11 protein-coding genes are annotated in these 14,167 nt (G+C 64.8%); 2 read left to right on the plus strand and 9 right to left on the minus strand.

Annotation, left to right across the window (positions count from 1 at the left end; translation table 11 throughout):
* The 9 genes from EOA32_RS21820 to EOA32_RS21860 form a co-directional block, all read right to left on the minus strand.
* Positions 1-546 (minus strand): amidohydrolase family protein (locus tag EOA32_RS21820; protein ID WP_145971331.1); only part of this gene is annotated, 546 nt, incomplete at its 3' end.
* A gap of 8 nt (positions 547-554) precedes the next feature.
* Complete coding sequence (locus tag EOA32_RS21825; RefSeq protein ID WP_128372863.1) at positions 555-1,493, minus strand: polysaccharide deacetylase family protein; 939 nt, start codon at positions 1,491-1,493, stop codon at positions 555-557.
* Between the two features lie 11 nt (positions 1,494-1,504).
* Entirely contained in the window at positions 1,505-2,530 is a 1,026-nt protein-coding gene (locus EOA32_RS21830; protein ID WP_095830543.1) for an NAD(P)-dependent oxidoreductase, read from the minus strand.
* 30 nt (positions 2,531-2,560) lie between these two features.
* Positions 2,561-3,325: an SDR family oxidoreductase gene (locus EOA32_RS21835; RefSeq protein ID WP_245499352.1), complete on the minus strand. Its 765-nt coding sequence runs from the start codon at positions 3,323-3,325 to the stop codon at positions 2,561-2,563.
* A complete protein-coding gene (locus EOA32_RS21840; RefSeq protein ID WP_128372864.1) occupies positions 3,322-4,572 on the minus strand; it encodes an MFS transporter in 1,251 nt (416 codons plus the stop codon). The genes EOA32_RS21835 and EOA32_RS21840 overlap by 4 nt, the downstream gene beginning before the upstream one ends.
* Complete coding sequence (locus EOA32_RS21845; RefSeq protein ID WP_128372865.1) at positions 4,569-6,647, minus strand: ABC transporter ATP-binding protein; 2,079 nt, start codon at positions 6,645-6,647, stop codon at positions 4,569-4,571. The genes EOA32_RS21840 and EOA32_RS21845 overlap by 4 nt, the downstream gene beginning before the upstream one ends.
* Positions 6,644-7,525, minus strand: a complete 882-nt coding sequence (locus tag EOA32_RS21850) for an ABC transporter permease (RefSeq protein ID WP_245299494.1) — start codon at positions 7,523-7,525, stop codon at positions 6,644-6,646. Before EOA32_RS21850 ends, EOA32_RS21845 begins: the two co-directional genes overlap by 4 nt.
* Positions 7,522-8,535 (minus strand): ABC transporter permease, encoded by a 1,014-nt coding sequence (locus EOA32_RS21855; protein WP_066989127.1) that lies wholly within the window; start codon positions 8,533-8,535, stop codon positions 7,522-7,524. The genes EOA32_RS21850 and EOA32_RS21855 overlap by 4 nt, the downstream gene beginning before the upstream one ends.
* A 76-nt stretch (positions 8,536-8,611) precedes the next feature.
* Positions 8,612-10,285 (minus strand): ABC transporter substrate-binding protein, encoded by a 1,674-nt coding sequence (locus EOA32_RS21860; RefSeq protein ID WP_066989416.1) that lies wholly within the window; start codon positions 10,283-10,285, stop codon positions 8,612-8,614.
* A 500-nt stretch (positions 10,286-10,785) separates the two neighbouring features.
* On the opposite strand from EOA32_RS21860, the gene EOA32_RS21865 reads away from it, so the two are divergent.
* A complete protein-coding gene (locus EOA32_RS21865; RefSeq protein WP_128372866.1) occupies positions 10,786-13,206 on the plus strand; it encodes an FAD-dependent oxidoreductase in 2,421 nt (806 codons plus the stop codon).
* A 54-nt stretch (positions 13,207-13,260) separates the two neighbouring features.
* A partial coding sequence (locus EOA32_RS21870) for an amidohydrolase family protein (RefSeq protein ID WP_145971332.1) occupies positions 13,261-14,167 on the plus strand: 907 nt, incomplete at its 3' end.

Genomic DNA, 14,167 nt, shown 5'->3' on the forward strand with positions numbered 1-14,167 from the left:
GCCGGGCGAGATGCCGACGATCGTCTTGAGCGAGCTTATCCGCTTGAGCGCGTGAAGAACGGTGTCCACCGTCGGAAAAACAAACGGCTCTGGGACATCCGCGGTGAAAAGCTCGAACGACACTGGGGCAAGCGCCGCGAGCCTTTCGAAACTGTCCAGCCTCTCGCTGACAACAACCTGGAAGCCGACATCGACGTTGAGCTCGCCTTCGGCCATCGACATCTTCTTGGCAAGCTGGTCTGCCGTCGCCGTCCAGGGCTCGTCGGTCGGCATGTCGAGCACCGTCGTCACGCCGCCGAGCGCAGCCGCATGCGTGCCCGACGAGAAGTCTTCCTTGTGGGTCAGTCCCGGTTCGCGCAGATGCGCGTGCGCATCGACGAGACCGGGCAGCAGCATACAGCCGCTTGCGTCGATCACCTTCCGTGCTTCGGCCGCGTCTCCTGGCTGGATCAGGGCCGCGATCCTGCCGGCGTTGATGGCAATGTCGCGGCGGGCTTCGCCATCTGCGTTGACGATCGTCGCGCCGCTGATGAGGGTTTCGAACATTCCGCTGTTCAGCCAGCACGCTTGCTGGCAAACGTCCGGTGATTGTCCAGCCAGTACCGCGCGATGTCTGCGCGCCGCATGAAGATCGCTCCCGGCGTCTTTTGCACGTGCTCGATCACCTCGCGCAGGCCGGACGCCCGGTTCGGCTGGCCCATCCAGCGCGCGTGCACGCAGATATTGAGCATCCGTCCGCCCGTCTCTTCTGCCTCCCACAGCATGTAGTCGATGGCCGAGCGGCAATCCTCGGCAAAGTCGCGTGGATTGCTGTAACCCGGCGCGATGAGGAAGCGGCTGTCGTTGAGCGTCTTGGAATAGGGCACGACCAGGATTTTCTCCTCGCCATGGTCGACGAAATAGGGCAGCTCGTCGTTGCAGGGATCGGAGTGGTAGAGAAAGCCGCCCTCGCGCACCAGCAGGTCGCGGGTGTTGACGCTTGGAAACGAGCGGCAGTTCCAGCCGAGCGGCCGCCGGCCAAGCACCTTCTCGTAAAGCGCGATCGCTTCGTGCAACTGCCGCTCCTCTTCCTCGCGCGGCATGCCGGGATAATCGGTCCAGCGCAGCCCGTGACCGAGCAGGTCGTGGCCGCGCGCATTCATCCACTCGGCGACGGCGGGATTCTTTTCCAGCGCCACCGCGCAAGCCGACACCGTGATCGGCACATCGTAGCGGTCGAACAGCCGAGCCAGCCGCCAGACGCCGGCGCGGCTGCCATATTCGAAATGCGTTTCGGTGCCGAGGTCGCGATGCGGTGAAAGGCCGGGGTTGTTGTACTCGCCCCAATTGTCGTTGCGGCCGTCATCCAGCCAGTTGTACTCCGACCCTTCCTCGTAGTTCAGCACGAGATTGATCGCGACTTTCGCGCCGTCCGGCCAGGTGACATAGGGCGGGTTCGGTCCATAGCCGACGAAGTCGCGCGGCTGGACCGGTTGTGAGGCAGCGCTTGTCATGGCAATCCCTCTCACTTCGTCTCGTTGGCCGAAATCCAGTCCATATAGGCGTGAAACGCCTGCTTGCCCGGGCGCGGCCGCCATGCCGTATCACGCATGATCCTCGCGATGTCGTAGGCGCCCCACATGCCGCCTTTCAGCGACACGTCCTGTACGATATTGGCGTCTTCTCCGGGCGTCACCTCAACCTTCAGCGCCGGAACGCGCTCCTTTGCCCAGGCGATGATCTCGCCGATGGTCTGGCTGGAGCCGGAGCCGATATTGTAGTGGCGGTAATTGAGGCGCGGCGCATCGAGCAGCGCGAGGATCGCGGCAGCGACATCGGTCGAGGCAAGATAGTCGCCCACCGGCTCCAGACTGTTCGGCCGGATCGTTTCGCCGGCCAGGGCCATGTGCGCAACACGGTTGGGGACATGGCGGAAGTTGCGGCTCTCGGTCGCGCGATCCATCGGGCCGTAGACGGAAGCAAGCCGGACCGAAACCGCCGACAGGCCGAACAGGTCGGCATAGCGGTTGGTCACCATCTCGGAGGCGAATTTGGAGATGCCGTAAAGCGTCAACGGCGCGACGTAGCCGTCCTCCGGCAGCGGCTCGCCGCTCCAGTCGGGGCCATTGTGTCGATAGATGGCTCCCGAGCTGACATAGATGAAGCGCTTCACGTTGGCCTGCGCGCGTGCCCATTCGAGCATGCGCACTGTGCCCATGAGATTGACATCGACGATGCGAGCCGGGTCCTCGGCCTCCGGCTGGCGCTTGGCCTCCGAGGCGCTGCCGCGCGAAATCGGTGTGATCGTCGCGCCATGTACGATCGCGGTGATGTGCTCGTTGTCGAGTGCGGCGGACCACCCCGCCGGGTCGAGGATATCCGCGCTGATCACTTTGAGCCGGTCGCGCACCGGAGCGAAATGCCTTTCGGCCGCGGCGTCGAGGCCGGCGCGATCCAGGATGACGGCGCGCGCGGCAGGGTCGCGGTCCAGCCAAGCACGCGCCACCACACTCATGACGAAGCCGGTGCCGCCTGTGACGAGAAGGGTCATGTCTTGAAGCCTCCTATGCTGGAAATGGATTCAACGCACCGCATAGCCGCCATCCACCAGGAGGTCGGTGCCGGTGACGAAGGAAGCGTCGGACGAAAGCAGAAAGGCGCAGGCGGCTGCGATCTCTTCGGGCTCGGCAATTCGTCCGAGCAGATGCGCAGGCCCTAGACCCTTGTCGGCCGCCTCCAGACTGGGCCAGCGCTGCAGCAGGCGCGCGGTCGCGACCGCTCCCGGTGACAGGCTGTTCACCCGGATGTTCTGATCCGCATGGTCGACGGCCATGGCCTTCGCCAGATGCACAAGCCCCGCCTTCGCCGCGCAATAGGCCACCGCCTTGCCGACGGCGACGCGCGCGAATTGCGAGCCGATGAAGACGATCGACCCGCCGCCGCTCGATGCCATCAGCGGCACGGCGAATTTGGAGATCAGGAACGCGCCGGTCAGGCTGACGTCGAGTTCCAGCCGCCACTTGTCCACTGCAAGGTCGGCGACGGTGCCGTCGGTCGAGGGAGCCGCGGCGTTGTGGACTAGACCGTCCAGCCGGCCGAATGCTTGAGCTGTCGCGTCGACAGCATCTTGGACCGAGTCCTGATCGGTGACATTACAGTCGATAGCCAGAGCACCTGGCCCAAGGCTGGCGGCAAGCGCCTTCGTCGCTGCCGTGTCCCGATCCGCGCAGGCGACGCGGGCTCCCTCGTCGGCGCAGCGGCGCGCGATCGCCGCGCCGATGCCGCTCGCGGCGCCGGTGATCATAACGAACTTGCCATCAAGACGGTGGGCAAAGGCGCTGTTCACGGCTCGCCTCCGCACGGCTGCGCAACCGCGACACTGACCGGGCGCCGCCGCAGATTGATGCAAGCCGCAACCGCCACCAGAATGCCGCCGGTGCCGAGCACGAACAGCATGGCCTGCGGCGCGGTACGCTCCATCAGTCCCGCGGCGAGACCCGGCGTCAGGATGTTGCCGATCGAATAGAGCAGAAGCAGCGTGCCCGAAGCCGCCACCATGTGCCGGCTGTGCATGCGCGAATTGGCGAAGGCGATGGCCACGGGATACACCGTGAGCGCGGTTGCTCCATAGAGGAAGAACAGCAGGAAGAGCAGCGGCAGCGGTCCGCTGCCCAGCCAGGCGATAGAGGCGCATAGCGACACGGAAAGCAGTCCCTGGACAAGCAGCATGATGCGCCTGTCGAACCGGTCGGACAGCCATCCGATAGGCGTCTGCGCCAGCATGCCGGCAATGCCGACGGTCGTCACCAGGCCGACAGTGGCGGCGGCGGACAGTCCGATCTTGGCGCCGTAGATTGGCGTCAGCACGAAGATGTTCATGTTGGTGATGCCTGCCTGGAAGATGCTGACCACCGTTACCGGAGCGAGACGCAGCAACTGGATGACGCCGTAGCGTTCGTCATGCGCCGGGATATCGGCCAGGGACGGCTCGGTTTGCTCGGCGGGCAGGGCAGGCCAAGGCCTGGAGACAAACCGTGCAAGCGCCGACAAGAGCACCGTCGCCGCGCTGACGGCGAACAAATGCGGGGAATGCGCGCCGACCATCTCCAGCAGCAGCTGTCCGAACAGCACCGCGACCGCCGTCGTCAGCATGTAGATGGAAAACAGCCTGCCGCGATTGTGCTGGTCGGCATAGAGGTTGATCCAGCTTTCGCAGACAACGAACATCGCCGCCATGGCAAGGCCGCCGAGCAGTCGGAAGCAGAGCCATGCCGGCATGAAATCGGTGAGCGCGAACCCCGCGGCGGCGAGGCTTGCAAGCACGGTTATGGCGAAGAAGGCGCGCTCATGGCCGACGCGCGACACCAGCGGACGCGCGACGAGGCAGCCGATGAGAAATCCGACCGGGTAAGCGGTCAGCACCAATTGCACTTCGGAGGGGTCGATTCCCGGCGCGCTCAATGCCAGCGAGACCGCGGTGGTCAGCATGGCGCTGCCGGTGCCGGCCAGGCAGATGCGCGCCATGATCGACAGGATGGCGCGCGACCGTTCGGCCTGACGCCAGAGGCGGCCCAGTGAAGCTGGCCTCGTCATGAACGGTCGCTCGCCTCGTCCGGATGCCTGGGACTCTCCAGCGCTTCCGCCGGAATGTGGCAGGCGATCTCGTGCGTGGCGGACATCCTGCGGATCGGTGGCGGTTCCCTGTCGCAGATCGAACCCAGCTTGCGATGGCAGCGGCTGGCAAAGCGGCAGCCGCGCGGGACATCGACGGGGCTCGGCGTGTCGCCGGTCAGCGTGATGCGGTTGCGCTCTGCCCCTTCCGGTTTGGTGCTGCGGATCGCCGAGATCAGCGCCTCGGTGTACGGATGGGTTGCACCGCCGAAGATCTCCTCGACGGTGCCTTTTTCCATCACCTTGCCGAGATACATCACCACGACCTTGTCGGCGACGTGGCGCACCAGCGCCAGGTCATGGCTGATGAACAGCATCGTCGCATGCCGGGTCTTCTGGATGTCGAGCAGCAGCGTCACCACGGCCGCCTGCACGGAGACATCCAGCGCCGACACAGGCTCGTCGGCGACGATCAGCGACGGATCGGAGGCGAAGGCGCGGGCGATGGCGATGCGCTGCTTCTGCCCGCCGGACAACTGGCTCGGCCGGCGGGCGGCGAAGTCCGGCGAAAGCCGGACCATCTCCAGCAGCTCGCGCATGCGCTGGTCGATGGCCGCCTTGCCCTTGCGGATGCCGAACTTCTTCAGCGAGCGACGGATCGAGAAGCCGGCGCTGTGCGACGGATTGAGCGTCGAATCCGGATTCTGGAACACCATCTGGATCGATTGCAGCAGGGGCTTCGGCCGCGCGCTCGCTTCGATCGCGGCGATGTTTTCGCCAGCCATGCGGATTTCGCCCGAAGTGGCGCGGTCGAGGCCGGTGACGATACGCGCCAGGGTCGACTTGCCGCAGCCGGATTCGCCGACCAGCGCGACGATCTCGGCCTTGCCGGCCTCGAAGGATACGGCCTCATTGGCCTTCAGCGTCTTGTGGTAACCGAGGTGATAGAACTTGGTGATGTCGGAGAAAGTGATCTCGGCTGCCGGTGCCGCACTCTCGCCGGATAGCGGCGGAAGCTCCCGATGAGCCACCTCGAGTTCGGGCCAGCGCACGCAGCGCACAACATGCCGCTCGCCGACCGGTTCCAACGTCATGCCAGCCCGGTCGCACAGGCCGGCGCGGAAACCGGCGCAGCGCGGACCAAACAGGCAGCCGCGCGGCCGCTCCGACGGCAGCGGGATATTGCCCGGAATGGCGGCAAGCGTGCGGCTGTGCTTGCCCTGCCCGATATCGGGAACGCAGTCGATCAGCCCTTGCGTGTAGGGATGGCGTGGCCGGCCGAACAGCTCGTGCGTCGGCGCCTCCTCTACCAGCTCGCCGGAATACATGATGCCGACCCGGTCGCAGCTTTCGGCGATCAGACCGAGATTGTGCGAGATGAACAGCAGGCTGGTTCCATAGCGACGGCGCAGCTCGCCGATCAGATCGATCACCGCCGACTCCACCGTCACGTCGAGACCGGTGGTCGGCTCGTCGAGCAGGAGCAGCGACGGCCGCCCGAGCAGCGCCATGGCGATGACGACGCGCTGCTGCTGGCCGCCCGAAAGCTGGTGCGGATAGCGCTTCAGCATGTCGCCGGCATCGGGCAGGCGCACGTCCTTCAGCATGGCGGCTGCCATGTCGAGCGCCTCGACGCTACTTGCGCCGAGATGAAGCATCGGCACCTCGGCAAGCTGCGCGCCGATCGTTTTGACCGGATTGAGCGCGCTCATCGGGTCCTGGTAGACCATGGCGATGCGCCGCCCGCGTATGGCGCGAAGCTTATGCGCCGGTGCGTTGACCAGTTCCTCGCCTTCGAAGCGGATGCTGCCGCCGGCGACGACGCCTGTCGCACCGAGATAGCCCATGATCGCCATCGCCGTGGTGCTCTTGCCGCAGCCGGATTCGCCGACCAGCCCGAAGCTTTCGCCGGGCTTCACCTCGAAAGACAGCTTCGGCACCGCAACGATCGTCTCGGCCTTCCCGCGAAACTCGATGCGCAGATCTCGGACAGCGAGGAGCGGCGTCTCGGACGCACGCTCGCCTTGCGTCGAAATCGGCTCGGCGACCATCGTCATGGCTTCCAGGCCTCCCGCAGGCCGTCGGCCAACAGGTTGAAACCCAGAACCAGGCTGACGATGGCGATTGAGGGCAGCACCGACATCAACGGCCAGACGTTGAGCACCGTCGTGCTTTCCTTGACCATGCCGCCCCAGTCCGGGTTGGGCGGCGGCAGGCCAAGGCCAAGGAAGCCGAGAATGCCGATGGTGATGATTGTGTAGCCGATGCGCAGACAGGCATCGACGATCAGCATGCCGCGGCAGTTGGGCAACAGCTCGACAAGCATGATGTATAAAGTACTTTCGGCGCGCAGCCTTGCGGCGGCGATGTATTCCTGCTCCTTCAGGCCGAGTACCAGCCCGCGCGTTATTCGCCCGATTCCTGGCGCCGAGGCGATCGTCGTGGCGATGACGATGTTGATTATCGATGGCCCGATATTGGCGATCAGGATGACGTAGAGGACCAGCACCGGGAAGGCGAGGATGATGTCGGAAAGGCGGCTGATCACGGCATCGATCCAGCCGCCGTAATAGCCGGCGATCATGCCGAGCGTGATGCCGACGATCATGGCGACCGCGACCGAAAGCGGCGCGACGACCAGCACGGTGCGGGCGCCGAAGATCAGGCGAGACAGCTCATCGCGGCCGAGAATGTCGACGCCGAGCCAATGCGCCGCCGATGGCGTCGGGTCGGCTAGCGCCATGACATCCTGCTCGGTCGGAGAATAGAGCGGCAGCACCGGTGCGAGGATCGCCGCAAGCACCCAGAAGCCGACCAGGAACAGCCCGACCAGTGCGGTAGGCGAGCGCAGGATGCGCGCCCATTTGAGGCGTGCCCTGCCCGTTGCCTTGACGGCTGTCGCCTCCATCGCTCTCTGCTCGACCAGTGCGCTCATCGCAATCTTATGCGTGGATCGAGCAGCATGTAACCGAGATCGCCGACGAATTGCGTCGTGACCGCGATGGCGACGGTGATCAGCGTGGCCGCCTCGATGGTCGCGATGTCGCCGAATAGGCTGGCATCGAGCAGCAGCCGACCGAAGCCGGGATAGGCGAAGACGAGTTCGGTCACCACCACGCCGCTGATCAGGAAGTTGATCTGCAGGAGCAGCACCGTGAACGGGGCGATCATCGCGTTTCGCAGGGCATGGCCGATGACGACCTGGCGTGTGCTCATTCCCTTCAGCACCGCGGTGCGGATGAAGGGCTTTTCCATCACCCCGATCATGGACACGCGGATCATGCGCGCGACATAGCCGAAATCATAGATGACGAGCACCGCCACCGGCAGTACGAGCTGCGAGGGAACGGACCAGCCGCCCTCTGTATCGAGCGGGCTGGTGCCCGGCAGCACCGGCCAGAGAATGACGAATAGGGTGACCAGAAACACGCCCGACGCGAATTCCGGGATCGAGGTGAAGGTGATGCAGATCACCGACAGGAGCCGGTCGAGCACGCCGCCTTCCTTCAGGCCGGACAAGATGCCGAAGACGATCGACAGCGGCACGATCAGCAGGAAGGCCAGCCCGGCCAGGATCGCCGTGTTGCCGAGCCGGTTCCAGATGACGTCGTTGACGGGCAGCTTGTTCAGTGTCGAATAGCCGAAATTGCCGAAATACTGCGCGCCGCGCGGGTCCTTGAAATTGAGCCCGGTGCTCGGGTCCTGGAGCGGATCCGGAATGATGCCGAGCAGCACGCCCGCCCAGCGCCCGTAGCGTACCAGCAGCGGATCGTCGGCCCTCAGCTTCTTGGTCAGGAAATCGACCTGCTCTTGCGTCGCGAACGGCCCGAGCGATTTGCGCGCGACGCTGCCCGGGGTGAACTCGCAGACGGCGAATACCAGAAACGACGCCGCGACCATGGTGAGCAGCATCATCGCCAGCCGTTTCGCCACGAATATTGCCATCAGCCGGACGTTTCCGTTCTGGGTGCGAGTGGAAAGGAACGCCCGGCCGTCTCGTCGCCGGCCGGGCGCAGCGTGGTCAGGCGGAGGCGACCGCATAATCCTTGGCGAAGATGTACTGTGATGGATGCAGTTCGAAGCCCTGCACCTTCTTGTCCATGACGGTCGAGAAGATGCGCCAGAACGGCTGCACGATCGGGCCCTCGTCCTGCATGATCAGCTCGATCTTCTCCATCACCTTGCTGCGCTCCTTCGGGTCGAGGATGCCCTCGGCTTGGGTCAGCAGCTTGTCGAATTCGGCGTTCGAGAAATGCGATTCATTCCAGGCGGCATTGGAGCGGTAGGCGAGGCCGAGCGTCATGATGGCGAGCGGGCGGTGGCCCCAGGCGGTCAGGCTGAAGGGCGCGCTGGTCCACACTTCCCAGTACTGCGCGCTCGGCAGCGACTTGATGTTGGCCTTGATGCCGATGTCCTTCAGCTGTTCGGCCATCGCCTGTGTCGTGTTGAGCTCCCAGATCGGGTCGGGCCGCGTCACCAAATCCAATTCGAAACCGTCGGCATGGCCGGCGTCGGCCATCAGCTTCTTCGCCTTCTCGACGTCGCGCGGCCATTTGGGCAGCGCGGCATATTCGGGGTGCGACGGCGCCACATGGTGGTCCTCGGCCGGCGTGCCGGCGCCGAGCAGGACGGTCTGGATGATCTTGTCGCGGTCGAGCGCATGGCGCATGGCCTGGCGCACGCGCTTGTCCTTGAACTGCTCGACATCGGGATGCATGCGCATGACGATGGTCTGCGTCGTCTCGACCTTGTGGACTGAGACATGCGGGAAGGCCTTCATCGAATTGATCTGCACCGCGTCGGCTTCCGACAGGCCATCGACCTGCTTGGACGCCATCGCCGCGATGCCGGCGCCGGGATTGTCGCCGAGGTCGACGAATTCAAACGTGTCGAGATGCGCGGCACCGCCCCAATAATCGGCGCGCGCCTTGTACTTCGCGCCCTTGCCGACCGTGTATTCGACCATCTCGAAGGGACCGGTGCCGTTGGCGCTCGGGCCGAAGGCGCCATTGTCCTTCGGATCGAGGATGAACATCGGATAGTGGAAGAGATGTTCGGCGACCGCGATCTGCGGCGAGAACAGGTTCAGCCGCACCGTGCTGTCGTCGACCTTCTCGATCGCCTTGTCGGACCAGAGCCGGCTCGACTTCTTCGGATTGCCCTTGTCGTCCTTTTCGCCGGTATCGTACTCCTCGACGAGATAGCCGGTGAACAGGCCGAGCACCGAGGAGCCGACTTTGGGATCGCTGACACGCTTCAGGTTCCAGACCACGTCGTCGGCATTAAGCGCCCTGCCGTCACGCCATTTCACATCCTTGCGGATGTGCAGCGTCCAGGTCTTCAGGTCATCGCTGACGTCCCACTTCTCCAAGAGATAGGGGTGAGTGATGTTGTTGCGGTCGGTAAAGGTCAAATATTCGCAGACCTGGCGGATGACGTTGGATTTTTCGGCGAAGTCGGCCAGATGCGGATCCTTGATCTCCATGCAGCGCATGCCGATGCGCAAATTGCCGCCTTTCGGCAGGTCGCCGGCACGCGCTTGCGTCGCCGGGTCGATGATGCCGGCCATGGCATAGGCCGCGCCGGCCGAAAGCCCGAGCAGCGTCGACTTGCGCAAGAAGTCCCTGCGGCTGATCTCGCCCTCGTTAAGCTGATCGAGCAGTGTCGGAATATAGGGATGCGATGTCTTGTCCAAGGTCTCAACCTCCGAGTTGTCGCGATGCGCGTGCCGGACAGGGCGCTTCGGCGCTGTCTTTTCGACTGGTGCGGAACCGGTTTTGAAGGCCGCGGCGCGACCGCGCCGCCGGACCGTCAAGACGCATGGACGACGAGAGGCATGCCGGTCTGACCGGTCTGTCTCCGCGCTCGGAATGCAGGTCCATGGCGGGTGGCTCCCATTGGTGGCGCCGCTGGTCGCGGCTGCTCAATTCCCCGCCAAAAGCTACACCCGGCCTCTATGCCTACAAACGAAGATTGATGTGGCTATGACCTCGTTTTTTTTGCTCTTAACTGCCCCGAAAAGCAGCAGCCAGCCCCAATAGCAGGCTTTACAGTCGTTTCCCGAGCTTTCTACATTGCCGGCGTTCGAAAAAGTGGGGTCATGTTGTCGGCACAAGAGCCAGCACGAACCCCTGTTGTTATCCGGCCCGTCGCCCGGCCGTCCGGCTCCGGCACACAGCCACAAGGAACACGTAAATGCGGACCCATGCCCAGGCTGTTGTGATCGGCGGCGGCCTGATCGGATGCTCGATCCTCTATCATCTGACCAAGCACGGCTGGAGCGATGTCGTGCTGTTCGAGCGCGACGAGCTCACCTCGGGCTCGACCTGGCATGCTGCGGCCAACATTCACGGCTTGCACGACTCGACCAATATCAGCCGCCTGCAGCATTACACCATGGCGCTCTACAAGGAGCTCGAGAAGGAGACCGGTCAGGGCTGCGGCATTTTCCAGCCGGGATCGCTTTATCTCGCCCAGACCGAGGCGCGTGAACATCAGCTCCGGCTGCAGGAAGCCAAGGCGCGCCGCTACAAGATGAACTTCTACGAGGTCGACCGGTTGGAGGCCGAGCGGCTGCACCCGCTCGTCGATTTCGACGGTATACGCTGCATCATGTACGAACCCGAAGGCGGCAATGTCGATCCTTCGGGCGTGACGGCCGCCTACGCGGCCGGCGCGCGCCAGCGCGGCGCCGAGATCCACCGCTTCACCGCGGTGACCGGAACGGAGCAGCAGCCGGACGGCAGCTGGATCGTGCGCACCACCAAGGGCGACGTCCGCACGCAATGGGTGGTGAACGCCGCCGGTCTGTGGGCGCGTGAGGTCGGCGCCATGGCCGGATTGGCCCTGCCGCTCATCCCGACCGAGCACCAGTATTTCGTCACCGAGACCATCCCAGAGATCGCCTCGATGGGCCGGCGCCTGCCTTCGGTCGCCGACCGCGATGGCGAATATTACCTGCGCCAGGAGGGCCTCGGCCTGTTGATCGGCGCCTATGAGCGGGCGATGAAATTCTGGGCCGAGGACGGCACGCCCCAGGATTTCGGCCACGAGCTGTTCCCGGACGATCTGGAACGCATCGAGGAGAACATGATGCGCGCCATCGCCCGCGTGCCGGCGGTCGGCGCAGCCGGCGTCAAGAGGGTGATCAACGGACCGATGATCTGGTCGCCGGACAGCGCCGCGCTGTTCGGCCCGGTTCCGGAGCTGCGCAACTATTTCTGCTGCGCCGGCATCATTCCGGGCTTTTCGCAATCCGGCGGCCTCGGGCGCCTAGCGGCCGAGTGGATGATCGAGGGCGAGCCGACGCTCGACATGTTCGGCTGGGATCTCGCCCGCTTCGGCCACTGGGCGGGCAAGGCATTCGTCAAGGCGCGCGTGCAGGACCAGTACAGCCACCGCTTCAAGATCCATTTCCCGAACGAGGAGCGCGCTGCGGGCCGGCCTGTGCGCACACGGCCGGCCTATTCCATGCAGAAGGAAAACGGCGCGGTGTTCGGCCTGAACTTCGGCTGGGAGCATCCGCTGTGGTTCTCGATCGACGGTGAGCCGCGCGAGGAGACGATCGGCTTCACCAGGCAGAACTGGTGGCACCCCGTCGGCCGCGAGGCGCGCATGCTGCGCGACCATGTCGGCATCATCGACATCTCCAACTTCGCCAAATACGAGGTGAAGGGGCCGGGCGCCGAGGCCTGGCTGAACGCGCTTTTCGCCAACAAGATTCCGTCGCGGGTCGGACGATCCTGCCTGACGCCGCTGATCGGCAGGCGCGGCGGCATCGCCGGCGACTTCACCGTCACCAAGCTGGCGGAGGACGAGTATCGCGTCTTCGGCTCCGGCATGGCGGAGCGCTATCATCAGCGTTTCTTCAAGATGCTGCCCTTGCCGGAGGGCACGACGTTCCGTTCGCTCACCGAGAACATGTGCGGCTTCAACGTCGCCGGGCCGAAGTCGCGCGCGGTGCTGCAACGCTTGACAAATGACGATTTGACGACGGCGTCGTTCCCCTTCATGGCCTCGCGCCGCATCACCGTTGCCGGCCTCGATGTCATTGCGCTGCGCGTCTCCTTCACCGGCGATCTCGGCTGGGAGCTCTATTGCGAGGAGAAGGACCAGACCGCTCTTTACAACGCCCTGCTCGACGCGGCGCGTCAGGAAGGCGGCGGGCCGGTCGGCTCGCGCGCGCTGATGTCGCTCAGGGTGGAGAAGGGCTATGGCAGCTGGGGCCGCGAATACTCGCCCGAATACTGGCCGCAGGAGGTCAAGTTCGACCGCCTGATCAAGATGGATAAGGGCGACTTCCTCAACCGCGACGCCTATGCCGCGCTGGCATCGCAGCCGGCCCGCGACGAGCTGATCATGATCTCGATCGAGGCGAAGGATGCCGACGCCACCGGCGGCGAGCCGATCTTCCTTCCCGATGGCACGCCGGTCGGCCAGGTCACGTCTGGCGCCTACGGCTATCATGTCGGCATGTCGCTGGCGCTCGGCTATGTGAAGGCCGGCTCGGTGAAATCGGGCGATGCCGTCACCGTCGCGATCCTCGGCCGGCCGCATAATGCCGTGTTGCTCGACAGGCCGCCCTTCGATCCCGATGGCAAGCGGCTGAGGGCCTGACCGGTGCTTGCCTGCCCGGTGACCCGCAACAGCACAGCGGCGTGAGCGGCACGAATGGCGCGGCGCTCGCATCAGCTGGTCGTAAAAGGCGGTAGGGTCGCTTTGGATGACGGTTGGCGGGATTGCGACGTCGGCATCGATGACGGCCGCATTGCCGCGATCGATTCAGGCCTGCAAGGTGGGCAAACCATTGACGCCGCGGGCCTGTGGGTGATGCCTGGCGGCATCGATGCCCACTGCCATCTCGACCAGCCTGTTTGGGGCGGGGCCGGTAACGCCGACGATTTTGAATCGGGCTCCATCTCGGCCGCATTCGGCGGTACGACCTGCATCGTGCCCTTCGGCATGCCGGGTCCAAATATGACCACGGTGGATGCGCTCGAACGGGCGATGGGCTGCGCGGCCGGCCGTTCCATCATCGACTACGGCCTCCATGCGGTGGTGACGATGGGGACCGGCGCCAACGTTGAGGCACAACTTAGCCAATTGGCCGGGCAAGGCATTGCTTCGGTCAAGCTTTTCATGACCTACCAGGGCTTCGCGGTCGACGACGACCTGTTCTTCACCGTGCTCGATACGGCGAGGAAGCTCGGCTGGATCGTCATGGTTCATGCCGAGAACGATGCCGCCATTCGGCGCACGCGGCAGCGGCTGATCGAGCTTGGCCGCACCGAGATGCGCTATCACGCCGTGGCGCACAGCGAGATCATGGAGCGCGAGGCGACCCATAGGGCTCTGGCGCTGGCGGAGATGACCGGCGCCCGCATGACCATCGTCCACGTGTCGTCGCAACAGTCCGCCGAGGAGGTCGCGCGGGCGCGTCAGCGCGGCGTCGACGTCGCGGCCGAAACCTGCCCGCAATACCTCTTCCTCGGTGCCGCGGACCTCGACCGCCCAGGCAGGGACGCTGCCCGCTTCGTCTTTTCGCCGCCGCCGCGCACGCCGCATAGCCGCCAGCATC

The organism is Mesorhizobium sp. M1A.F.Ca.ET.072.01.1.1, from assembly GCF_004023325.1.
Lineage (GTDB): Bacteria > Pseudomonadota > Alphaproteobacteria > Rhizobiales > Rhizobiaceae > Mesorhizobium.

What these genes read in the sequence shown, in the direction of transcription:
- EOA32_RS21825 (WP_128372863.1), bottom strand. Translation starts at nt 1,493, where the DNA reads ATGACAAGCGCTGCCTCACAACCGGTCCAGCCGCGCGACTTCGTCGGC.
- EOA32_RS21830 (WP_095830543.1), bottom strand. Translation starts at nt 2,530, where the DNA reads ATGACCCTTCTCGTCACAGGCGGCACCGGCTTCGTCATGAGTGTGGTG.
- EOA32_RS21840 (WP_128372864.1), bottom strand. Translation starts at nt 4,572, where the DNA reads ATGACGAGGCCAGCTTCACTGGGCCGCCTCTGGCGTCAGGCCGAACGG.
- EOA32_RS21845 (WP_128372865.1), bottom strand. Translation starts at nt 6,647, where the DNA reads ATGACGATGGTCGCCGAGCCGATTTCGACGCAAGGCGAGCGTGCGTCC.
- EOA32_RS21850 (WP_245299494.1), bottom strand. Translation starts at nt 7,525, where the DNA reads ATGAGCGCACTGGTCGAGCAGAGAGCGATGGAGGCGACAGCCGTCAAG.
- EOA32_RS21855 (WP_066989127.1), bottom strand. Translation starts at nt 8,535, where the DNA reads ATGGCAATATTCGTGGCGAAACGGCTGGCGATGATGCTGCTCACCATG.
- EOA32_RS21865 (WP_128372866.1), top strand. Translation starts at nt 10,786, where the DNA reads ATGCGGACCCATGCCCAGGCTGTTGTGATCGGCGGCGGCCTGATCGGA.